A 22,195-nucleotide genomic window follows, 5' to 3' on the forward strand; every position below is an offset into this window, starting at 1 on the left:
CGATGACCGAAGCCTCGGCTTTGGCATAGACCGCGCTCGCTCATGTCATGGATCAACAGCGTCCGATCGCCGGTAGTAATTGATTTTCATCATTTTTCCGATCTTGAGACGATCGGTCGCACGTCCCGCCGAGGTGGTCGTCGGGTTGCGTGTTGCAATTAACATGATAAAAACAGTCATATTATTTGCCGATCCCTCAAATAATGGGGGTTTTCTCGTTGACTTGGTGTCTTTTTGGCGGCAACTCCATGGCGGGTTTGTGTCTTTGCCTGTCAACCGGGCAAAACGGCGCAGTCTTCATCACCTATCGCAGGTGATGACATTCCTTCTCAATTTTCATGGGAGAATTTCCTTGGCGGAGCTCACTTCCCACAAGCCGTTTAGATGGCTTGTGATTGCACTCGCCGTCGTCCTCGCTCTCTTCGGGGCGGTCTTTGTGGCCGGGGGCGGTTATCTGATTACTCTTGGCGGTTCGTGGTATTACCTGATCGCCGGCATCGCTTTGCTGGTTTCAGCTTTGCTTCTGTTCCGCGGTAGCGCGTCCGGCCTGGTCCTGTTCCTGGTGATCGGCGTCGCGACTGCGGTCTGGGGCGTGTACGAAGTCGGCTTCGCCTTCTGGGGCCTCGTGCCGCGTCTGGCACCCTTCGTTGCCATCGGCATCGTCGCGGCCCTGTTGCTGCCGGCCGTTGCCGGCGGCCGGGCCAAGGTTCCCGGTTTTGCGATCGCCGCCGTGCTGGTCGCCGTCTTCGGTTATGGCCTTTGGGGCGCATTCCAGCCGCAGGGCGTCCTTCGTCCGGAAGCGCCGGTCGCTGTAAAGCCCAACGCACAGCCGTCCGAGCAGGCTTCCAACTGGCAGTATTACGGTTACAGCCCGGCTGGTACGCGCTTTGCGCCCTATAACCAGATCACCGCGGAAAACGTCTCGAACCTCGAGGTTGCCTGGACGTTCCGCACCGGCGAAGAACCGGTCAAGGGATCCGAGTTCCAGAACACCCCGACCCAGATCGGCGACAACGTCTATGTCTGCACGCCGCTCAACAAGGTCATCTCTCTCGACGCAACGACCGGCGAGGAAAAGTGGCGCTTTGATCCCAAGTCGAAGAGCAACACCTTCTGGAACCGTTGCCGCGGCGTTGGTTATTATGAAAGCGCCGTCGTGCCGGAAGGCCAGCAGTGCCACGCTCGCCTGATCCTGACGACGATCGATGCGCAGATGATCGCGCTCGACGCCAATACCGGCGAGACCTGCGCTCAGTTCGGCACGAATGGCGCGGCGAACCTGAAGGACGGCCTCGGCGACGTTCAGGAAACCTACTACTTCCCGACCTCGATGCCGACCGTGACCAACGGTCTCGTCATCGTCGGCGGCTGGGTGCGTGACGGTCGCGACACCAATGAGCCGTCGGGCGTCATCCGTGCCTACAGCGCCGAAAACGGCGAACTGGCATGGGCATGGGATCTCGGCAACCCGGGCATCACAAAGCTGCCACCGGAAGGCGAAAGCTACACTCGCGGCACGCCGAACATGTGGTCGACGCCTGCCTTCGATCCTGAACTTGGCCTGATCTACCTGCCGATGGGCAACGCGACGCCGGACTTCTGGGCCGGTCACCGCAACGAAGCCGGCAACAAGTACGGCGCGTCGCTCGTCGCACTCGACATCGCGACGGGTCGCGAGCGCTGGCACTTCCAGTTCGTTCATCAGGACGTCTGGGACTACGACACCGCGTCTCAGCCGGCTCTCTATGACATGGCCGACGGTACGCCGGCAGTGGTTCAGACCACCAAGCAGGGCGACATCTACGTCCTCGACCGCCGCGACGGAAAGCCTATCAAAAAGGTCGAGGAACGCCCAGTCGAGCAGAGCCATCAGGAAGGCGACGTCATTGCTGCGACGCAGCCCTTCTCTGTCGAGATGCCGCATCTCGGTGGTGGCGTGCTGACCGAAGCCGACATGTGGGGTGCAACCCCGTTCGATCAGCTGGCATGCCGCATCGCCTTCAAGAAGCTTCGCTATGAAGGCCGCTACACGCCGATGATCAAGGGCGAGCGCACGCTCATCTACCCGGGCTTCTACGGTGGCATGAACTGGGGCTCCATGGCGATCGACGAGAGCCGTGGCCTCGGCATCATCAACGACATCCGCATGCCGCAGCTCGCAGAACTGATCCTGCGCGAAGACGCATCGCCGGAAATGTCGGCCAACATGAGCCATGATGCCGGCGTTCATCCGCAGGAAGGCACGCCGTTTGCCGCTCTCCGCGGCGGCTTCTACTCGCCGCTCGGCGTTCCGTGCCACATGCCGCCATGGGGTACGCTCTCGGCGGTTGACCTCGAAACTGGAAAGCTCGTCTGGCAGCGCCCGCTGGGCTCGGTAGAGGACAGCGTCCTGCCGAACGGCCTCAAGGTACCGCTCGGCATGCAGATCGGCATGCCGACGCTCGGTGGACCGCTGACCACGGCCGGTGGCCTGACCTTCTACGCTGGTACGCAGGACTTCTACCTGCGCGCCATCGACACCGCGACCGGTGACGAAGTGTGGAAGGGCCGTATGCCGATCGGCGCCCAGGCGACGCCCATGACCTACATGGGCAAGGACGGCAGCCAGTACGTCCTCATCGCTGCCGGTGGCGCTCGCCAGAGTCCGCAGCGCGGTGACTACGTGGTGGCCTACCGCCTCAAGAAGTAGCAGCCAGCCGTCGCCATTCGGTGACATTGAGGGGAGGCGGAGCGATCCGCCTCCCTTTGCATTTGCGGTGTCTTGGCACACTGCAATGCGCGCAGAGGCCATTAAGGATTTCGCGTTACGGTTCGACATCGAAAGTGACCGCGCCAGTCATTGCACGGATGATGCGATCGGCTAGGAATTCGCGGCGAAGCATCAAACAGAGAGGCCGATATGTGCGGGATTGTTGGGATTGTCGGTGTAGAGCCGGTAGCGTCGCGTCTGGTCGATGCGCTGCGGAGGCTCGAATACCGCGGTTATGATTCCGCCGGCGTCGCGACCATCCATGAAGGCAGGCTCGACCGCCGTCGTGCCGAAGGCAAGCTGTTCAACCTCGAAAAGAAGCTCGACGGCGAACCGCTGCCGGGCACGATCGGCATCGCCCACACCCGCTGGGCGACCCATGGCGTGCCGAACGAGACCAATGCCCACCCGCATTTCGTCGACGGCGTCGCCGTTGTTCACAACGGCATCATCGAGAATTTTTCCGAGCTGAAGGACGAGCTGATCGCCGAGGGCGCCGTCTTCACCAGCCAGACGGATACCGAAGTCGTCGCCCATCTGCTGGCGAAATACACCCGCGAGGGCAAGAACCACCGCGACGCGATGCTCGCCATGCTGAACCGCGTCTCGGGCGCCTATGCTCTGGTCGTCATGTTCGAGGACGAGCCTGGCACGATTCTGTCTGCCCGTTTCGGACCGCCGCTCGCCGTCGGCCATGGCCAGGGCGAGATGTTTTTGGGCTCCGATGCCATCGCCCTGTCGCCCTTCACCAACGAGATCACCTATCTGGTCGATGGCGACTTCGCCATCATTACCCATGCCGGTCTCGAGGTGATGGACTACGACGGCCGCCCGGTCATCCGCAAAAGCCAGATTTCCCAAGCGGCCACCTTCATGGTCGACAAGGGTAACCACCGCCATTTCATGGAAAAGGAAATCTACGAGCAGCCGGAGATCATCTCCCATGCGCTCAGCCACTATGTCGATTTCGCCAGCCACACGGTGAAGCCGACCGATACGGCGATCGATTTCTCCAAACTCTCCGGCCTCGCGATCTCCGCCTGCGGCACCGCCTATCTCGCTGGCCTCGTCGGCAAATACTGGTTCGAGCGCTATGCCCGCCTTCCGGTCGAGATCGATGTAGCCTCCGAATTCCGCTACCGTGAACTGCCGCTGCAGCCGACCCAGGCCGCTCTGTTCATCTCCCAGTCCGGCGAGACGGCCGATACGCTCGCCTCGCTGCGCTATTGCAAGGACGAAGGCCTGAAGATCGGCGCCATCGTCAATGTCCGCGAATCGACCATCGCCCGCGAATCCGACGCCATCTTCCCGATCCTCGCCGGCCCCGAAATCGGCGTCGCCTCTACCAAGGCCTTCACCTGCCAGCTTGCGGTTCTGGCCTCGCTGTCGATCGCCGCCGGCCGTGCCCGTGGCACGGTAACCGAGGCCGACGAGAAGCAGATGGTGAAACATCTCGCCGAGATGCCGCGCATCATGAGCAAGGTGCTGAACGACATCCAGCCCCAGATCGAGACCCTGTCGCGTGATCTTTCGCGTTTCAAGGATGTGCTCTATCTCGGCCGCGGCACCAGTTTCCCGCTCGCTATGGAAGGCGCACTTAAGCTCAAGGAGATTTCCTACATCCACGCCGAAGGTTATGCCGCCGGCGAACTGAAACATGGTCCGATTGCGCTGATCGACGAACACATGCCCGTCATCGTCATCGCCCCCCATGACCGGTTCTTCGAAAAGACCGTTTCGAACATGCAGGAAGTGGCCGCCCGCGGCGGCAAGATCATCTTCATCACAGACGAGAAGGGGGCGGCCGCCTCCAAGCTCGAAATCATGGCGACGATCACGCTTCCCAATGTCGACGAGATCATCGCGCCGATGATCTTTTCCTTGCCGATCCAGCTGCTTGCCTATCACACGGCAGTGTTCATGGGCACCGATGTCGACCAGCCGCGGAACCTCGCAAAGTCCGTCACCGTTGAGTGATAGGGCGCCCCTCCCGGCGCCCTTGCATCGCAGCATCGCATCCGGCATTGTCGCAGCAATGAATGCGGCAATGCCAAGGCTTTACAGGGAAGTGACATGAGCGACAGCCCCGAGCGCATTTCGATGGCCGGTCGGCTCAGGAACAATTTCCTCACCGGCCTGATCATCTGCGCACCTCTGGCCATCACCATCTGGCTGACCTTCACCTTCATCGACTGGGCCGACAGCTGGGTCACGCCCTATCTGCCGCAGCGCTATAACCCGCAATATTATTTCGACGTTACGATCCCGGGCACCGGTCTGCTGATCGCTGTGATGTTCATCACCATCATCGGCTTTCTGGGCAAGAACCTGATCGGCCGCTCGATCGTCAATTTCGGCGAGTCGATCCTGCACCGCATGCCGCTGGTGCGCACGATCTACAGGAGCGTCAAGCAGATCCTCGAGACCGTGCTCAAGGAACAGTCGACCTCGTTCAAGAAATGCGGATTGGTGGAATTCCCGAGCCCGGGCATGTGGGCGCTGGTCTTCATTTCCGGCGACGCCCAGGGCGAGATTGCCGCGAAGCTGAATGCGGAGGGCGAGGAAATGATCGCCGTCTTCATGCCGCCGACACCAGTCCCGACCGCGGGCTTCCTGATGTTCGTGCCGAAGAGCAAGATCATCATGCTCGACATGACGCCCGAAGAGGGCGCCAAGCTGCTGATTTCCGGTGGTCTCATCGCGCCGGAATATAAGCCCAAAGTAGATCCGGTTCCTGTCCTTCCAGCACCGGCCGATCTCTCGCCGGTCAAGTAATCCAAGTTATCCCGCCCGCAGGAAGCGGATCGCCTCGTCGCGGCGGTGCAGGTAGAGCAGCGCCCGCACCGCCTCTCCTCGCTCGCTCGTCAGGTCTGGATCGCGATCCAACAGATAAGTCGCGTCTTTACGGGCGATCTCCAAAAGGTCGGCATGAGCCGCGAGGCTTGCAATCCTGAAGCCCGGCGTGCCGGACTGGCGGGTGCCAAGCAGCTCGCCTTCGCCGCGCAGTTTCAGGTCTTCCTCGGCAATCAGGAACCCGTCCTCGCTGTCGCGCAGGATCGAAAGCCGCGCATGGCCGGTTTCGCTCAAGGGGCCCTTGTAGAGCAGGATACAGGTCGAAGCCTCGTCGCCACGACCGACACGGCCGCGCAGCTGATGCAGCTGGGCAAGCCCGAATCGTTCGGCATGTTCGATCACCATGATCGTCGCATCCGGCACATCGACGCCGACTTCGACCACGGTCGTTGCCACCAGCATGCGGATTTCGCCTGTCTTGAACGCGTTCATCACCGCGTCCTTTTCCGGCCCCGCCATCCGGCCGTGCACGAGGCCGACATTCTTGGTCCCGAGTTCCCGCGCCAGCACCGCATGCCGCTCTTCAGCCGACATCAGCTCCGAGACGTCGGATTCCTCCACTAGCGGGCAGATCCAGTAGGCCTTCTTGCCTTCTGCCACCGCACTTCTCAGCCGCCCGACGATGTCGCCGATCCGCTCGGTCGGAACGGTCACCGTTTGGATCGGTTTGCGGCCGGCAGGCTTTTCCGTGAGCTTCGACACATCCATGTCGCCAAATGCCGCCAGCACGAGCGTGCGGGGGATCGGCGTCGCGGTCATCACAAGCATGTGTGGCGAGATGCCCTTGGCGGTCAGCCTGAGACGCTGATGGACGCCGAAGCGATGCTGCTCATCGACCACCGCCATCATTAGGTTGCTGTAGCTGACCGTATCCTGGAACAGCGCGTGCGTACCGATGACGATCTGCGCTTCGCCCGAAGCGATCCGCTCTATAATCTGTTCGCGCTCGCGCCCCTTGGTCCGGCCGGTCAGCAGTTCGGCAGAGACACCGGCAGCGCCCGCAAGCTTCGAGATCGTTGCGAAATGCTGACGTGCTAGGATTTCCGTTGGAGCCATCAGCACGGCCTGGCCGCCGGCCTCGATGGCCGCCGCCATGGAGAGCAGCGCCACCAGCGTCTTGCCGGCACCGACATCGCCCTGCAGCAGCCGCAGCATCCGGTCTTCGCCGGCCATGTCCTTGGTGATGTCGTCGATGGCAGCCTTCTGGCTCGGCGTCAGCGAGAAGGGCAGGGCCGCGACGATGCGCGCGGCAAGATCGCCCTTCACCCGGATCGGCTGGCCCGGCACCTTGCGGATCTTCTGGCGCACCAGGGCAAGCGACACCTGTCCGGCAAGAAATTCGTCGTAAGCCAGACGCCGGCGAGCCGGCGCATTCGGATCGATATCCTTCTCGTCCTCCGGCTCATGCAGGTGCCTGAACGCCTCCGAGACGGACGGGAAACTCTGTTTCTGCGTCAGCGCCGCATCCGCCCATTCGGGAAAATCCGGCAGCCGCTCGACGGCGCCTTCGATCACCTTGCGCAAGGTCTTCGGTGAAAGCCCGGCGGTGAGCGGATAGACCGGCTCCACCAGCGCGAGGTTCTGCGCCTCCGAGACTTTCACCATGAAATCCGGATGGATCATCGAGGCGCGACCGTTGAACCAGTCGACCTTCCCGCTCACCAGTACCTGTTCGTCGATCGGCAGCGATTTCTGTAGCCAGTCGCCCTTGGCGCGGAAGAAAGTCAGAGCCAACTCGCCTGTCTCGTCGTGCAGGAAGACGCGATAAGGCTGGTTGGTACCGCGTGCCGGCGGCTGGTGGCGGTCGACGCGTCCCTCGATGGTGACGATCGACCCTTGCGGCGCCAGCGCGATGCCCGGCCGGTTGCGCCGGTCGATCAGTGAATAGGGCGCATGGAAGAGCAGGTCGACGACGCGGCAGTCCTCCACATCCTCGCGGCCCGTCACTTTCACGATCAGATCGGCGATCTTCGGGCCGACACCGGGCAGCGACGAGATGGAGGCAAACAGCGGATCGAGTATGGCAGGGCGCATGACCGGCTAAATGGGGCAAGTTTTGCCCATTTGGCAAGGTGACGTGGGCCGAAAACAATCCTATATGAACCGCAAAACAGGGACTTGCATCATGACAGGACTTGCGCGCACCAGCGCGGATCTCGACCCGCGCCGCAGGCGCATCCTCTACCGCTGCTGGCATCGCGGCATCCGCGAAATGGACCTCGTCTTCGGCAGTTTCGCCGAGGCCGAGATTTCCAGGCTTTCCGATCAGGAGCTCGACGAGTTCGAGGCGATCATGGGTGAGGATGATCATGACCTGCATGCCTGGATCACCGGCGCCCGCCCACTTCCCGGGGAGCGCGATACGCCGCTGTTCGCCCGTGTTGCAGCCTACAGGCCGGATTTCGATCCCGTTACCGAAGCCTCGCTGAAAGAGAAACTCGGCCAATGATTTCCGGATTTGACGCGAAGAAGATCGCGGCCGCTTCGACCCCGCTGACCATCGGCAGCGTGCCGCCCGGCATGGAGCCGCTGCTGCTGGCGGAACTCGCGCGCTCCGGCCAGTCGGTCGCCTATGTTCTCTCCGACGGCCAGCGCATGCCGGATCTGGAACAGATGCTCTCCTTCGTCGCGCCGGAAATCCCGGTCCTGAGCCTGCCGGCCTGGGACTGTCTGCCTTATGACCGCGTCTCGCCCAGTGCCGATGTCTCCGCAAGGAGACTGTCGGCGCTTTCCGGCTTGATCGCCCATGCGAAGAAACCGCATCCCGCGATCGTGCTCGTCACGGTCAACGCCATGCTGCAAAAAATCGCCCCGGCGGAGATCATAGAAAGCCTCGCGTTTTCGGCCAAGCCCGGCAACCAGATCCGCATGGACGACATCGCTGCCCGACTGGAGCGCAACGGCTTCGACCGCGTCTCGACGGTCCGCGAAGTCGGCGAATTCGCCGTGCGCGGCGGCATTCTCGACGTCTTCGTGCCGGGCACGGAAGAGCCGGTCCGCCTCGATTTCTTCGGGGATACGCTGGAAAGCATCCGCTCCTTTGATCCGGCCAGCCAGCGCACCACGGGCCAGGCCCGCTCCCTTGACCTGAACCCGATGAGCGAAGTGACGCTGACGCCCGACACGATCAGCCGCTTCCGCAAGAACTATCTCTCGCTCTTCGGCGCCGCCACCCGCGACGACGCGCTCTATCAGGCCGTCTCCGAAGGCCGCCGTTATGCCGGCATGGAACACTGGCTGCCGCTTTTCTACGACAAGCTGGATACCGCCTTCGATTATCTCGCCGGTTTTCGGATCGTCACCGATCACACGGCCAGAGAGGCCGCAGCCGAGCGCTCCAAGCTGGTCATCGACTACTTTGAAGCCCGCCGCGATCAAGGCAGCCAGGGCAAGGGTGCGGCCGCGCAGGCGACGCCCTACAAGCCGGTCTCCCCCGGCCAGCTCTATCTCGACGGCAAGGCTTTCGCGTCGGCGCTCGACGACGTCGCAGCACTGCGGCTGACCCCATTTAACGAGATGGATGCAGCAGGTCGCCCAGTGGTGACACTTGACGCCCACACCGGTCCTCGCTGGGCAAAAAGCCAGGCGGAAGCGGGCGCGGAGACGCAAGATCGCGATGAACGCGTCAATGTCTTCGATCTCGTCGTCAAGCATATTGCCGACAAGCGAGCCGAAGGAACGAAAGTTCTTGTGACCGGCTGGTCCGCCGGTTCGCTCGATCGCCTCCTCCAGGTGCTCGACGAGCGAGGCCTGAAGCGGATCAGGCAGATCGACAAGCTGGCCGATCTCGACAAGCTGGATAAGGGCGAGGCGGCGTCCGCCGTGATGAGCCTCGAGGCCGGTTTCGAGACCGGCAACATGGCCGTCATCGGCGAGCAGGACATTTTGGGCGACCGCATGGTCCGCCGCGGCAAGCGGCGCAAGCGCGGCGCCGACTTCCTCACCGAAGTGGCGGGCCTCGACGAAGGCTCGCTTGTCGTCCATGCCGAACACGGCATCGGCAAGTTCGTCGGCCTCGTGACGATCGAGGCTGCCGGTGCGCCTCGCGCCTGCCTCGAACTGCATTATGCCGACCAGGCAAAACTCTTCCTGCCGGTCGAAAATATCGACCTTCTCTCCCGTTACGGTTCGGATGCGGCAGAAGCTAATCTAGACCGTCTCGGCGGCGGCGCATGGCAGGCCCGCAAGGCCAAGCTCAAGAAACGCCTGCTCGACATGGCGGGTGATCTCATCCGCATTGCCGCCACCCGCATGGTGCGCAAGGCACCGGTTCTGGCGACGCCCGAAGGTCTCTACGATGAGTTCGCCGCCCGTTTTCCCTATGACGAGACGGAAGACCAGGAAAACGCCATCGAATCCGTGCGCGAGGATCTCGCCGCCGGCCGACCGATGGATCGCCTCGTCTGCGGTGACGTCGGTTTCGGCAAGACGGAAGTGGCGCTCCGCGCCGCCTTCTTCGCCGCCATGAACGGCGCGCAGGTCGCAGTCGTCGTGCCGACCACGCTTCTGTCCCGCCAGCATTTCAAGACCTTCACCGATCGCTTCCGCGGTCTGCCGATCAGGATCGCCCAGGCCTCGCGCCTCGTGTCGTCAAAGGAACTGGCCCAGACGAAGAAGGACATTGCCGATGGCAAGGTCGATATCGTCGTCGGCACCCACGCGCTGCTCGGCGCCGGCATCCAGTTCGCCAATTTGAGCCTGCTCATCATCGACGAGGAGCAGCACTTCGGCGTGAAGCACAAGGAGCGGCTGAAGGATCTGAAGACCGATGTCCACGTCCTGACGCTCTCGGCCACGCCGATCCCCCGCACGCTGCAGCTTGCCATGACCGGTGTTCGCGAGCTGTCGCTGATCACCACCCCGCCGGTCGACCGCATGGCGGTCCGCACCTTCATCTCGCCCTTCGATCCGCTGGTCATCCGCGAGACGCTGATGCGCGAGCATTATCGCGGCGGCCAGAGTTTTTATGTCTGCCCCCGGCTGGCGGACCTTGCCGATATCCAGGCCTTCCTCCAGTCCGACGTGCCGGAACTGAAGGTCGCGGTCGCCCACGGCCAGATGGCGGCGGGCGAGCTGGAAGACATCATGAATGCCTTCTACGACGGCAAATACGACGTGCTCCTGTCGACCACCATCGTCGAATCCGGTCTCGACGTTCCGACCGCCAATACGCTGATCGTCCACCGCGCCGATATGTTCGGTCTCGCCCAGCTCTACCAGCTGCGCGGCCGCGTCGGCCGGTCGAAGGTGAGGGCGTTCGCGCTCTTCACCCTGCCGGTCAACAAGACGCTGACCCAGATGGCCGAACGCCGCCTCAAGGTCCTGCAGTCGCTCGACACACTCGGCGCCGGCTTCCAGCTCGCAAGCCACGATCTCGACATCCGCGGCGCCGGCAATCTGCTCGGCGAAGAACAGTCCGGCCATATCAAGGAAGTCGGCTTCGAGCTCTACCAGCAGATGCTGGAAGAGGCGGTCGCCGAAGTGAAGGGCGAGGACGAGATCGTCGATACCGGCTGGTCGCCGCAGATTTCCGTCGGCATCACCACGATGATCCCGGAAAACTACGTGCCGGATCTCCACCTGCGCATGGGCCTTTATCGCCGTCTCGGCGAGGTGCAGGAGTTGGCGGAAATCGACGGCTTCGGCGCCGAAATGGTCGACCGCTTCGGCCCGATGCCGCCTGAAGTGCAGAACCTGCTCAAGGTCGTCTACATCAAGTCGCTCTGCCGCAAGGCCAATGTCGAAAAGGTCGATGCCGGTCCGAAGGGCGTCGTCATCGCCTTCCGCGACAAGCAGTTCCCCAACCCGGCCAATCTTGTGGGCTATATCGCCAAGCAGGGTTCGCTGGCCAAGATCAGGCCGGACCAGAGCATCTTCCTCAACCGCGACCTGCCGACACCGACCAAGCGGCTCCAGGCTGCGGCGCAGATCATGACGCAGATGGCGGAACTGGCGAAGGGCTGAGTTTCAAGATGTGCAGGAGAGGTCTCCGACGACCTTTCCTCCCTCATTCCTGTGCTCGTCACAGGAATCCAGTCCGCCCAAGTCCTTGGGCGCGGAAGACTCTTTAACTAGATGCATCTTTCACGGCGCAGACGCGCCGTGGCTGCATTCCTCTGACGAGTACAGGAAATGATGGTGCACAGGGCTTCTGCCCCAAGCAAAAGCGACACTTAGGGCTTCCCATCCCCATCTTCCGGCGCCATCACCGCCGCGGCCTGGGCATCCGTTCCCACCGCTGGCGGAAGCGGCGTGCCGCGGACCCGTTCGCGGATCAGCGTCAGCATGCCGGAGCCGATGATCAGCAGGATCCCGACCAGCATCCAGGCATCGATGCCGTCGCCGAAGACGAGGTAACCGAAGGCAACGGCCCAGAGCATCTGGCTGTATTGGATGGGACCGATCATCGAGGCCGGTATGTAGGTTGCCGCATACATGGTCAGGATCGCAGCGAGCGCTGCGAGAAGTCCATAGCCGGCGAGCCAGCCCCATTGCATCGCCGTCGGCGTCTCAAAGCCAGGCAGGGCCAACGCACCGCAGACGATCAGGGTACCGAGCACGCCGGCACCGTAAAGCGAGATGTTCTTTTCCGATGGACCCATGGCGCGGAAAACTACGATCGAGATCGCGCCGCTCAGGCCGCCGAAGACGGCGCCGAGATGGCCGATCGAAAGTTCGCGGAAACCGGGACGCAGCACAACCATGACGCCGATGAAACCGATGACCACGGCCGCCCAACGGCGATAGCCCACCTGCTCCTTCAGAAAGATCACCGACATGATGGTGACGAAGGAGGGGAGCAGGAAGATCAGCGCGAAGGCCTCGGCCATAGAAAGATGGGTAAAGGCGGTGACACTGCCGATCGTACCGCCTGCCTGGGCGACGAAACGCAGCAGCCAGAGCGGGCGGTTGGTCGTGCGCACGATATCGCCCCAGCGATCGCCCTTTTTCATGATGAAGGGCAGGCCGACCAGGCAGAAGACGGCGCCGAGGAAGGAAGACTGATAGGGGCTGAGCTGCCCCTCGATGAGCTTCACGCTCGCATCACTCCACGCATAGGCGGCAAAGGCCGCAAAGGCGAGGAGGACACCCTTGACTGTCTGGTCTTTTTGCACGGACGAGGCTTTCTAGAAAATCAGATCATGCCCTTGCGGGCTTCGGCCTTGAGTTGGGCAATTTCACGAAGGGCATTGGAAAGCACGTCGGGCGTCTGCGCGCCGCTTATCGCATATTGCCCGTCGACGATGAAGAACGGCACGCCGTTGACACCCATCTGCTGCGCCGCATCGATCTCGCCAAGCACCGTATCCTTGTCCGCATCGGTCGCGAGCAGGTTCTCGACCAGCTTGCGGTCCATGCCGCTCGCCTCGGCGATATCGGCAAGCACCGCGTGATCGCCGATATTCCGGCCTTCTTCGAAATTCGCCTTGAACAGCGCGGTTGCCGCGCGATCCTGGATCTCGCGGCCTTCGACGCCTGCCCAATGCAGCAGGCGATGCGCGTCGAGCGTGTTCGGGCCGATCTTGATCGCTGCGAAATCATAGTGGATGCCGACTTCTGCGCCGAGCTGCGTCAGCATCTCGTGGCCGCGTGTGACCGCTTCCGCTCCGCCGAGCTTGGCTTCCAGATAGGCCTTCTGGTCGACGCCTTCCGCCGGGATGTCCGGATTGAGCCGGTAGGGACGCCAGTTCACGTCGACGCCGATCTCGTCCTGAACCTCGGCAATCGCAAGCTCCAGACGGGCTTTGCCGAGATAGCACCAGGGGCAGACGACGTCCGAGACGATGTCGATTGTGACGCGCTCCATGGCGGCTTCCTTCGTATCGAGAGTTTGCAGGTGTTATTTCGCCCGGCTGTCCCACCAGGTGTTGAGCTGGTAGCCGTAGAGCGGCAGAGTTTCGGGATATCTTATATAGCTGCGCCGCGCCACCCACTGATCGGCGACATGATAGAGCGGCACCATGTAGTGGCCGGAAAGCAGCAGTCGATCATAGGCACGTACGGTCGCCTGGAAATCCTCGTCGGATCGCGCCGTCAGCATCGTCTCGATCAGCCTGTCGATATCCGGATCAGCGGTGCCGGCGAAGTTGAAGCTTCCCTGCCGGTCGCGCGATGCCGATCCCCAGCGGCCGATCTGCTCGATCCCCGGCGAGAGCGAGGAGGGATAGGATTTCACGATCATGTCGTAGTCGAAGGCAGCCGATCTCTGCTGATACTGCGCATCGTCCACCGTGCGGATGCGCATGTCGACACCGATCAGCCTGAGCGTGCGCTGATAGGCGATCGCGAGCTTCTCCTGGTCGATGCTCTGCGTCATCACTTCGAAGCTCAACACCCGGCCGGCGTCGTCCGACATCCGGCCATTCTTGATTCGGTAGCCGGCTTTGCCGAGAAGATCGACGGCCTGCTTCAGTACATCGCGGTCGACACCCGATCCGTCTGTCTTCGCAATCCGATAGGTCCCGTCGAGCATGCTCGGTTCGATCCGCTTGCTTGCTTCGCCGAGAATCCGCAGTTCGCGCTCGTCGGCAGGCTTGCCGAGCGAGGTGAGGGGGGAACCCTGCCAGAAACTCTCGGTGCGCGTATAGGCATTTTCGAACAGATTGCGGTTGGCCCATTCGAAATCGAAGGCGAGCGACAGTCCGGCGCGAATGTTGCCGTCGGAAAACAGCGGCCGCCGCGTGTTGAAGACAAAGCCGAGCATGCCGGTCGGCAGCTGCGGCGTAAACGCGTCCTGCACCACGTCGCCGTTACGCACGGCCGGAAAATCATAGGCTCTTGCCCAATGGGTCGGACTGCCGTCGAGATAAATGTCGAGCGCGCCCTTCTTGAAGGCCTCGAACATCGTGCTTTCCTGCAGGAAATATTCGATCGAGATCTGGTCGTAATTGTCGAAGCCGATCTTGGCCGGGATATTTCCGCCCCAGTAATCCGGATTGCGCTCGTAGACGATGCGCTCGCCCGGTGAGACCGACTTGATTCGGTAGGGGCCGGACCCGATCGGCGGCTTCAGCGTCGACTGGTCGAACGAATCGGCGTCGATCGCGTGTTTCGGCAGTATCGGCGTCGAACTGGCAAGGATCATCGGAAATTCCCGGTCGACCTTGTCGTTGAAGGTAAAGCGGACGCTTCTTTCGCCCACCTTTTCCATCTTCTCGACCGGCGTGAGCCGCGTAGAAAACGGAATGCGGCCCTTTTCCTTCAAGAGTTCGAACGTGAAAATCACGTCGTCGGCGGTCACCGGCTGACCATCCGACCATTTTGCCCTGGGGTTGAGGTTGAACTGGATGAAGCTGCGCTCGTCATTCATTTCGACGCTTTCGGCCAGCAGACCGTAAAGCGTGAATGGCTCGTTGCTGGAACGCGTCATCAGCGGTTCGTAGAGAAGGTGACCGAAGATCGTGTCCCACAGGCCGCGGGCGGTCGTGCGCATGCTTTTCAGGACAAACGGGTTGAGGCTGTCGAACGTGCCGACGACCCCATAGCGCACTGCGCCGCCCTTCTTGGCCGCCGGATCGATATAGTCCAGATGGCGATAATCCGCAGGCAGGTTCGGCGTGCCGTGCATGGCAATCCCGTGCAGTGGCGCCGCGGCGAGTGACAGCGGCATCAAGGCCGCGATCAAGAAGATGGAAAGACGCCTCATGAGAACCCTGATACGCATCGCTGATTCGCTGCAAATTATCCCAGTCTATGCCTGCGACCAACCATCAGGACCATACAAAAACATGGCATTACTACCGGTATCGGCGTTCAAATCTGTATTGAGGGGCTGGATATCGAAACTATGGCGATGTAACAGGTGGGTTACAGAGCGGGTCATTCAAATGCCTCATTTGAATCTCAGGTGACACATCAGTAGGACGCCCCGAGGCGTGGAAGGCATCTGCCCCATGCGAGGGTTTTCAGGAGACGGATCTCGTTATGAATCTTAAGGCTACCAAAGTTTTGCGGACTGCTATGTCCGCTCTGGCTATGACCATCGGCGCGGCTTCTGCGCCCGTCGTGGCATCTGCACAGGAAGCTGCGGCGCAGGCTCCGGGCGCTCCGCCGCTTGGCTGGTTCAAGACCTGCACCAAGCAGGATGACAGCGACCTCTGCGTCGTCCAGAACGTCATTCTCGCACAGAACGGCCAGCTGATCACCGCCGTTGGCCTGATCACCATCGAAGGCAAGGTCAACCGCAAGATCCTGCAGGTTTCGGTCCCGACCGCACGTCTCGTGCCCCCGGGCATCGTCATGCAGATCGACGGCGGCAAGGGCCAGAAGCTCGACTACACCGTCTGCCTGCCGGACAAGTGCACCGCCGAAGTTCCGCTGACCGATCCGATGATCGCCAGCCTCAAGAAGGGCGGCGAAGTAGTCTTCACCTCGATGAACTTCCGTCGCGCGCCGAACCCGATCAAGGTTTCGCTCGGCGGCTTCACCGGCGCCTTCGACGGCCCGGCGATTTCCCAGTCTCAGCTCGCCGAAAGCCAGCGTTCGCTGGAAGAAGGCATGCAGAAGAAGGCCGAGGAAGCGCGCAAGAAGCTCGAAGAAGCCCAGAACGCTGCAAAGCAGGGTCAGTAAGATCTGCAAAGCAAAATCTGCCGCAAGGCAAAAAAGAAGCCCGGGCGAACCCGGGCTTTTTTGTTATTAAATTCTGTTTCGAACGACTGCCTTAGTGGGCCAGGATCATCTTGGGTCTGAGCTGGCCGCCATCGCGCGGTTCGAAGATCTGGTAGACCTGAGGATTGCGGAGCGGTTGCTCGCTCTCGTCATGCTCGAGGTTCTGCTCCGAGACATAGGCGACATATTCGCTGTCGTCGTTTTCCGCCAGCAGATGGTAGAACGGCTGGTCCTTGCTCGGGCGGATTTCTACGGGGATCGCATTGTACCATTCATCGGTATTGGCAAATTCCGGATCGACGTCGAAAATGACGCCACGGAACGGAAATACCTTGTGACGGACAACTTCCCCAATCGTGAATTTTGCATTTCTCTGTTTCATGGTGCGATGTCCTTTCGCAACATAAGGTGGGAATAAAGTCCGCCTGGATCAAGATATAGCCACTCTCTCTCCTGAGCGGGGCGATCAACCTGTGTTACGCCGTGTGCCTCCTCGTGAGGCAAGTATGACGCCACCCAGCACAAGGACAATGCCTGCCGCGTGATAAGGTTCGAATGCCTCATCCAGAAAGATCACGGCCATGATGATCGAGAAGGGCGGCATCAGATAGAGGGTGACGCCTGCGGTCGCCGGCCCGAAGACGCGCACCACGTGCTGGAAGCAGAAGAAGGCGGCCAGCGACGCGAAGGCCACCATGCCGGCGATCTTCCACCAGTCGATCGCGGTGTCCGGCACCGCGCCGCCGTTGAAAAACTCGATCGCGCTGGGTGGCAGGAGGACGATCGCTCCGGCAAGGGCGATGATGCCGAACAGTGCCATCGGCCGCAATGCCTGCAATGCCGGGTTCTTGAGCAGGATCGAGTAGACCGCGAACGCTATGGCGGCGATGAGAATGCCAAAATCGCCGATGTTGAACTGCATCGCCAGCAGCGCGGATGGATCACCGCGCACCACGATCGCGATGACCCCGGAAAATGCGACTGCCATGCCGGCAAGTTCGAGCGCGCCGATGGCGCGGCGGGCGAACAGCCACTGGAACATGATGATGAACAGCGGCGATGTCGTGTAGATGAGCGTGCCGTTGGCCGCCGTCGTATAGGTCAGCGACCAGTAGACCACGCCGCCGCATATCCCCATGCCGAGCGCTCCGAGCAGCAGCCACAGCCAGAAATGCCGGCGCGTGAAGGTGAACGCGGCCTGCCTGTCGGCATAGATGAACGGCAGCATGACAAGCGTCGAGCCGGCCCAGCGCAGGAACGCGGTCGTGTAGGGCGCCACGTCGCCGATAATGCCCCGCCCGAAAATGATGTTGGTTGAGAAGAATACCGGGACAAGCAGGAAGATCAGCCAGTCGACAGGGCGCGGTATGGGGCTGTTCGAAGAGGACACGGAAGATCCACAGGCAGGAGCGATATTTCAGGTGGGCTGGAGAGCCGAGGCCCACTGATTAAAAGTCAGTTGCTCTTGAATGAGAAACGGCGGGCAAAGCCCGCCGCAACTCGTTTGAATGATGATCGACACTCAGGCCGAATAGTACATGTCGAATTCGACCGGGTGCGGCGTCATCTCGTAACGCATCACTTCGGTCATCTTCAGTTCGATATATGCATCGATCTGGTCGTCGTCGAACACGCCGCCGGCGGTCAGGAACTTGCGGTCCTTGTCGAGGCTTTCCAGCGCTTCGCGCAGCGAACCGCAGACGGTGGGGATCTTCTTCAACTCCTTCGGGGGAAGGTCGTAGAGATCCTTATCCATCGCCTTGCCGGGATGGATCTTGTTCTTGATGCCGTCGAGACCGGCCATCAGCATGGCGGCAAAGCCGAGATAGGGGTTCTGCGTCGGATCCGGGAAGCGGACTTCGACGCGCTTTGCCTTCGGGCTGGAGCCGAACGGGATGCGGCAGGAGGCAGAACGGTTGCGGGCCGAATAGGCGAGCAGGACCGGCGCTTCATAACCCGGGACGAGACGCTTGTAGGAATTCGTCGTCGGGTTGGTGAAGGCGTTAATGGCCTTGGCATGCTTGATGATGCCGCCGATATAGAACAGGCAGCTTTCCGACAGGCCGGCATATTCGTCGCCTGCAAATGTCGGCTTGCCGTCCTTCCAGATAGACTGGTGGACGTGCATGCCCGAACCGTTGTCGCCATAGACCGGCTTCGGCATGAAGGTTGCCGTCTTGCCATAGGCATTGGCGACCTGGTGCACGACATACTTGTAGATCTGCATCTTGTCGGCGTTGCGCACCAGCGTATCGAACTTCACGCCGAGCTCGTGCTGGGCGGAGGCGACCTCGTGGTGATGCTTCTCTACGACGACGCCCATTTCAGTCAGCACCGTCAGCATTTCGGAGCGCATGTCCTGCAGGCTGTCGACCGGCGGGACCGGGAAATAGCCGCCCTTGACGCGCGGACGGTGGCCGAGGTTGCCGGTTTCATAGTCGGTGTCGTCGTTGGACGGCAGCTCCGACGAGTCAAGCTTGAAGCCCGTATTGTACGGGTCCGCCTTGTACTTGACGTCGTCGAAGACGAAGAATTCCGGTTCCGGGCCGACGAAGACGGTGTCGCCGATACCCGATGCCTTCAGATAGGCTTCGGCCTTCTTGGCCGTACCGCGCGGGTCGCGGTTATAGGCCTCGCCCGAGATCGGGTCGAGAATGTCACAGATGATGACCATGGTCGACTGCGCGAAGAACGGGTCCATGTGGACCGTCGCCGGGTCCGGCATCAGAACCATGTCGGACTCGTTGATCGCCTTCCAGCCGCCGATCGAGGAACCGTCGAACATGACGCCGTCTGCGAACATGTCCTCGTCGACGGCGGAAATATCCATCGTCACATGCTGCAGCTTGCCGCGTGGGTCGGTGAAGCGAAGGTCAACGAACTTGACGTCGTTTTCCTTGATTTGTTTCATGATTTCGCTTGCGCTCGTCATTACGGGTTCCTCGATTTCAGTAACGATGTGAACGGTATCGCCGAGCCGGCCTAAATCGCGTCTACACCCGTCTCGCCTGTGCGGATACGGATGACCTCCTCGACGTTGGACACGAATATCTTGCCGTCGCCGATCCGTCCAGTCTGGGCGGCGTTGCGAATGGCTTCAATCACGGCTTCCGCATTTTCGTCCGCCAGGACGACTTCCACCTTAACTTTCGGCAGGAAGTCGACGACATATTCGGCGCCGCGATAGAGCTCCGTATGACCCTTCTGCCGCCCAAAGCCCTTGGCCTCGGTTACCGTGATCCCCTGCAGGCCGACTTCCTGAAGGGCTTCCTTCACTTCGTCGAGCTTGAAGGGCTTAATGATCGCTTCGATCTTCTTCATGAGAAATGTTCTCTCCGCTTCTCCCCGTGGCAGGTCTCCACCCGCTCAGCGGTGCCAATGCAGATATCGTGCCAAACTAATGTTCGGCAATCAAAAGGATATTCCGGTTTTGCACCAGATCCTCGTCGATTTCGTTCCCGCCATGCAGATTTGAACGAAATCTCTCGTCAAGTCAGGCTGAGACGATGCCGGATGGCACGATTTGTGACAAATTCGCGAAAAATGCCGTCTGCATCTTTTATTCGTGCAGATGCATAAAATAAATGCAAATGATTAAAATTGGGGCTCTTGGCGGCTGACTGAAGAGCTTGTTTTTTGAACGATGCTGCGGTCAACTGTGGCATGTGCAATGTCCGCTCCGACCTTCTCCTGAGCCCTGATGAAATGTCCCGCGTGGATGAAGCGGCGTCTTCTTCCGGCATCCCGGTCTATGATCTGATGATCAGGGCGGGCTATGCCGTCGCGGCGACGGCCCTGGCGCGCTATCCGCAGGCGATACGTTTCGTGCTGCTTTGCGGGCCGGGCAACAATGGTGGTGACGGATATGTCGCTGCCTGCGCGCTGGTTGAATCCGGCGCGCAAGTGGCGCTTTTCGCGCTGGGGGATCCGCATCGCCTGCAGGGAGCTGCCGCCACGGCCCGCGCTGCCTGGAAGGAACAGGTTCTGCCCATCGCGGCCTATGAGCCGGCGCCGGGCGATGTCGTCATCGACGCGATTTTCGGAGCGGGTCTGGCCCGCAACGTGCCGGACGTGGTCGCTACGCTCATCGAGAAGGTGACGGGCGCGGCTCTTCCCGTTCTGGCTGTCGATCTTCCCTCGGGCCTTTGCGGCCGTCGCGGCGTACCGCTGGGGGCGGCTTTCTCAGCCGATTGCACCGTCACTTTCATGGCCCGAAAGCCTGGTCATCTGCTATTGCCAGGCCGGTCTCTCTGCGGTGACATGGAAATTTCCGACATCGGCATTCCTTGGCGGATCATCGAGGCTGAGGCCGGCGAGTTGACGGAAAACGGTCCGTCTCTCTGGCGCCATCTGCTGCCGTCAGCAGACGCGGATTCCCACAAATACAGGCGGGGGCATCTTGCCGTCTTCTCCGGCGAGACATCGAAAACAGGTGCCGCGCGGCTCTCGGCGCTGGCGGGGCTGAAGAACGGGGCAGGGCTGGTCACCATCGCCGCACCGGCCGACGCGATGGAAACCAACGCTAATCACCTGACAGCCGTCATGCTGAAACAGCTCGATACGGCCGACGATCTGAACGATTGGCTGAAGGATGCGAGATTGCGCACATTCGTGCTTGGCCCGGGCTTCGGCATCGGCGAGAAGGCGAGGGATTTCGCGCTTGCCCTTAGAGACCGCTCACTGGTGCTGGATGCCGATGGCATAACGTCCTTTAAGGACGAACCGAATGCCCTGTTCGATGTCTTTTCCGGTGGCCCGCCGCATCTTGTGCTGACGCCGCATGAAGGCGAATTCGCCCGGCTGTTCCCGGATCTGGCTGCCGACGAAAACCTCGGCAAGGTCGAGAAAGCCCGAAAGGCAGCCCGTCGCGCCAATGCGGCGATCGTCTACAAGGGTGCCGATACGGTGATCGCCTCGCCGGACGGGCGCGCCGCCATCAATGCAAATGGCCCGAGTTGGCTGGCGACAGCCGGCTCCGGAGATGTGCTGGCAGGCATGATCGGCGCATTGCTGGCCCAGGGCATGCCGGCCTTCGAGGCCGCTGCAGCGGGTGTCTATTTGCATGGCGAGGCCGCGCAGATGGCCGGCCCCGGAATGACGGCGGAGGATCTGGCCGAACATGCCGGCAAGGCGCTCGCTCGGATTGTCGGCGACCTTTAGCTCTTATCGACGAGTTCCTGCATCGCCATTGCGCCCTGCGGCGCGTTGACCTTGCCCTCGTGGATGAAGAAGGCGAACACGTCGCGCGGCTCCTTCTTCACCTTTCGGCTCTCGTCGACCAACGGCAGGTCGGTGGGCACGCCACCTTCCGCCCACGTCTGGAGCCGCTTCGCCCAGGCTTTCATGTCACCATCCGCGTAGCAGGTCGGAATGTCGTCCGATCCCTTCTGCAGCCGCGCGTAAACGAAATCGGCCGTCACGTCTGATATCATCGGATAGTCGAAATGTTCGGCGCAGACGGGCGCGATATTGTATTTTTCGAGCAGTGCAATGAATTCCGGCACCTTGAAACTGTCATGCCGCACCTCGACGACATGCCGCAGCGGCAGGCCTTCGAGCTTTTCCGGCAGGAGCTTGAGGAAAGCCTCGAAATCTTCCGGCTCGAACTTCTTTGTCGGCGCAAACTGCCAGAGCAGCGGACCGAGATGATCGCCGAGTTCAACCAAGCCCTGCGTCAGGAACTTGTCGATGGATTCGCCCGCATCCGCCAGGACCTTGCGGTTCGTGGTGAAGCGGCTGGCCTTTAGCGAGAAGATGAAGCCATCCGGCACTTCGGACGCCCATTTGGCAAAGGTTTCCGGCTTCTGAGAGCCGTAATAGGTGCCGTTGACCTCGATGACCGAAAGCTTAGCCGACGCATATTCGAGCTGCCGCTTCTTCGTCAGCTTGTCCGGATAGAACGTGCCCTCCCAGGGCTCGAAGGTCCATCCGCCGATGCCACTCCTGATCGTCCCGCTCTTGGTCATCTTCCCTCCACCGGATTGA

17 protein-coding genes are annotated in these 22,195 nt (G+C 61.3%); 7 read left to right on the forward strand and 10 right to left on the reverse strand.

Annotation, left to right across the window (positions count from 1 at the left end; genetic code table 11):
• Positions 1-352: 352 nt before the first annotated feature.
• The 3 genes from BM216_RS18680 to BM216_RS18690 all read left to right on the forward strand — a co-directional run bounded on the left by BM216_RS18680 (position 353) and on the right by BM216_RS18690 (position 5,524).
• Positions 353-2,689: a membrane-bound PQQ-dependent dehydrogenase, glucose/quinate/shikimate family gene (locus tag BM216_RS18680; protein WP_244530228.1), complete on the forward strand. Its 2,337-nt coding sequence runs from the start codon at positions 353-355 to the stop codon at positions 2,687-2,689.
• Positions 2,690-2,899: 210 nt separating this feature from the next.
• The gene (glmS, locus tag BM216_RS18685; protein WP_093000707.1) at positions 2,900-4,726 is read left to right on the forward strand and encodes a glutamine--fructose-6-phosphate transaminase (isomerizing); all 1,827 of its coding nucleotides are present in this window, start codon (positions 2,900-2,902) and stop codon (positions 4,724-4,726) included.
• Positions 4,727-4,822: 96 nt separating this feature from the next.
• The gene (locus tag BM216_RS18690; protein WP_093000708.1) at positions 4,823-5,524 is read left to right on the forward strand and encodes a DUF502 domain-containing protein; all 702 of its coding nucleotides are present in this window, start codon (positions 4,823-4,825) and stop codon (positions 5,522-5,524) included.
• 6 nt (positions 5,525-5,530) lie between these two features.
• Here BM216_RS18690 and recG read toward each other — a convergent pair whose 3' ends face one another.
• Complete coding sequence (recG, locus tag BM216_RS18695) at positions 5,531-7,636, reverse strand: ATP-dependent DNA helicase RecG (protein ID WP_093000709.1); 2,106 nt, start codon at positions 7,634-7,636, stop codon at positions 5,531-5,533.
• A gap of 91 nt (positions 7,637-7,727) precedes the next feature.
• Between recG and BM216_RS18700 the strand changes: the two genes are divergently transcribed.
• Together BM216_RS18700 and mfd are read left to right on the forward strand one after the other, a co-directional pair.
• Positions 7,728-8,051, forward strand: a complete 324-nt coding sequence (locus BM216_RS18700; RefSeq protein WP_093000756.1) for an FAD assembly factor SdhE — start codon at positions 7,728-7,730, stop codon at positions 8,049-8,051.
• Entirely contained in the window at positions 8,048-11,566 is a 3,519-nt protein-coding gene (gene mfd / locus BM216_RS18705; RefSeq protein ID WP_093000710.1) for a transcription-repair coupling factor, read from the forward strand. The genes BM216_RS18700 and mfd overlap by 4 nt, the downstream gene beginning before the upstream one ends.
• A 209-nt stretch (positions 11,567-11,775) precedes the next feature.
• On the opposite strand, the gene BM216_RS18715 is transcribed toward mfd, so the two are convergent.
• The 3 genes from BM216_RS18715 to BM216_RS18725 are packed head-to-tail and all read right to left on the reverse strand — an operon-like array spanning position 11,776 to position 15,248.
• Positions 11,776-12,717: a DMT family transporter gene (locus BM216_RS18715; protein WP_093000711.1), complete on the reverse strand. Its 942-nt coding sequence runs from the start codon at positions 12,715-12,717 to the stop codon at positions 11,776-11,778.
• 20 nt (positions 12,718-12,737) lie between these two features.
• Positions 12,738-13,409, reverse strand: a complete 672-nt coding sequence (locus BM216_RS18720; RefSeq protein ID WP_093000712.1) for a DsbA family oxidoreductase — start codon at positions 13,407-13,409, stop codon at positions 12,738-12,740.
• 33 nt (positions 13,410-13,442) lie between these two features.
• Positions 13,443-15,248: an extracellular solute-binding protein gene (locus BM216_RS18725; RefSeq protein ID WP_093000757.1), complete on the reverse strand. Its 1,806-nt coding sequence runs from the start codon at positions 15,246-15,248 to the stop codon at positions 13,443-13,445.
• 278 nt (positions 15,249-15,526) lie between these two features.
• Between BM216_RS18725 and BM216_RS18730 the strand changes: the two genes are divergently transcribed.
• Complete coding sequence (locus BM216_RS18730; protein WP_093000713.1) at positions 15,527-16,171, forward strand: invasion associated locus B family protein; 645 nt, start codon at positions 15,527-15,529, stop codon at positions 16,169-16,171.
• A gap of 91 nt (positions 16,172-16,262) precedes the next feature.
• Here the strand turns inward: BM216_RS18730 and hspQ are convergent, their stop codons facing one another.
• The 5 genes from hspQ to BM216_RS34065 form a co-directional block, all read right to left on the reverse strand.
• Positions 16,263-16,592 carry a heat shock protein HspQ gene (hspQ, locus tag BM216_RS18735; protein WP_093000714.1) on the reverse strand — a complete coding sequence of 110 codons (330 nt, stop codon included), beginning with the start codon at positions 16,590-16,592 and terminating at the stop codon, positions 16,263-16,265.
• A gap of 84 nt (positions 16,593-16,676) precedes the next feature.
• Positions 16,677-17,600, reverse strand: a complete 924-nt coding sequence (locus BM216_RS18740; RefSeq protein ID WP_093000715.1) for a DMT family transporter — start codon at positions 17,598-17,600, stop codon at positions 16,677-16,679.
• 132 nt (positions 17,601-17,732) lie between these two features.
• Positions 17,733-19,142, reverse strand: a complete 1,410-nt coding sequence (gene glnA / locus BM216_RS18745) for a type I glutamate--ammonia ligase (RefSeq protein WP_093000716.1) — start codon at positions 19,140-19,142, stop codon at positions 17,733-17,735.
• Between the two features lie 50 nt (positions 19,143-19,192).
• Positions 19,193-19,531, reverse strand: a complete 339-nt coding sequence (locus BM216_RS18750) for a P-II family nitrogen regulator (protein ID WP_003515720.1) — start codon at positions 19,529-19,531, stop codon at positions 19,193-19,195.
• A gap of 167 nt (positions 19,532-19,698) precedes the next feature.
• Positions 19,699-19,875, reverse strand: coding sequence for a hypothetical protein (locus BM216_RS34065; RefSeq protein WP_177230833.1), 177 nt, complete (start codon positions 19,873-19,875; stop codon positions 19,699-19,701).
• On the opposite strand from BM216_RS34065, the gene BM216_RS18755 reads away from it, so the two are divergent.
• Entirely contained in the window at positions 19,874-21,370 is a 1,497-nt protein-coding gene (locus BM216_RS18755; RefSeq protein WP_093000758.1) for an NAD(P)H-hydrate dehydratase, read from the forward strand. The two genes, BM216_RS34065 and BM216_RS18755, sit on opposite strands and share 2 nt — an antisense overlap.
• Here the strand turns inward: BM216_RS18755 and BM216_RS18760 are convergent.
• A complete protein-coding gene (locus BM216_RS18760) occupies positions 21,367-22,176 on the reverse strand; it encodes a DUF72 domain-containing protein (RefSeq protein ID WP_093000717.1) in 810 nt (269 codons plus the stop codon). The genes BM216_RS18755 and BM216_RS18760 overlap by 4 nt on opposite strands.
• Positions 22,177-22,195 lie beyond the last annotated feature (19 nt).

It is taken from the genome of Rhizobium sp. NFR07 (assembly GCF_900111905.1).
Lineage (GTDB): Bacteria > Pseudomonadota > Alphaproteobacteria > Rhizobiales > Rhizobiaceae > Neorhizobium.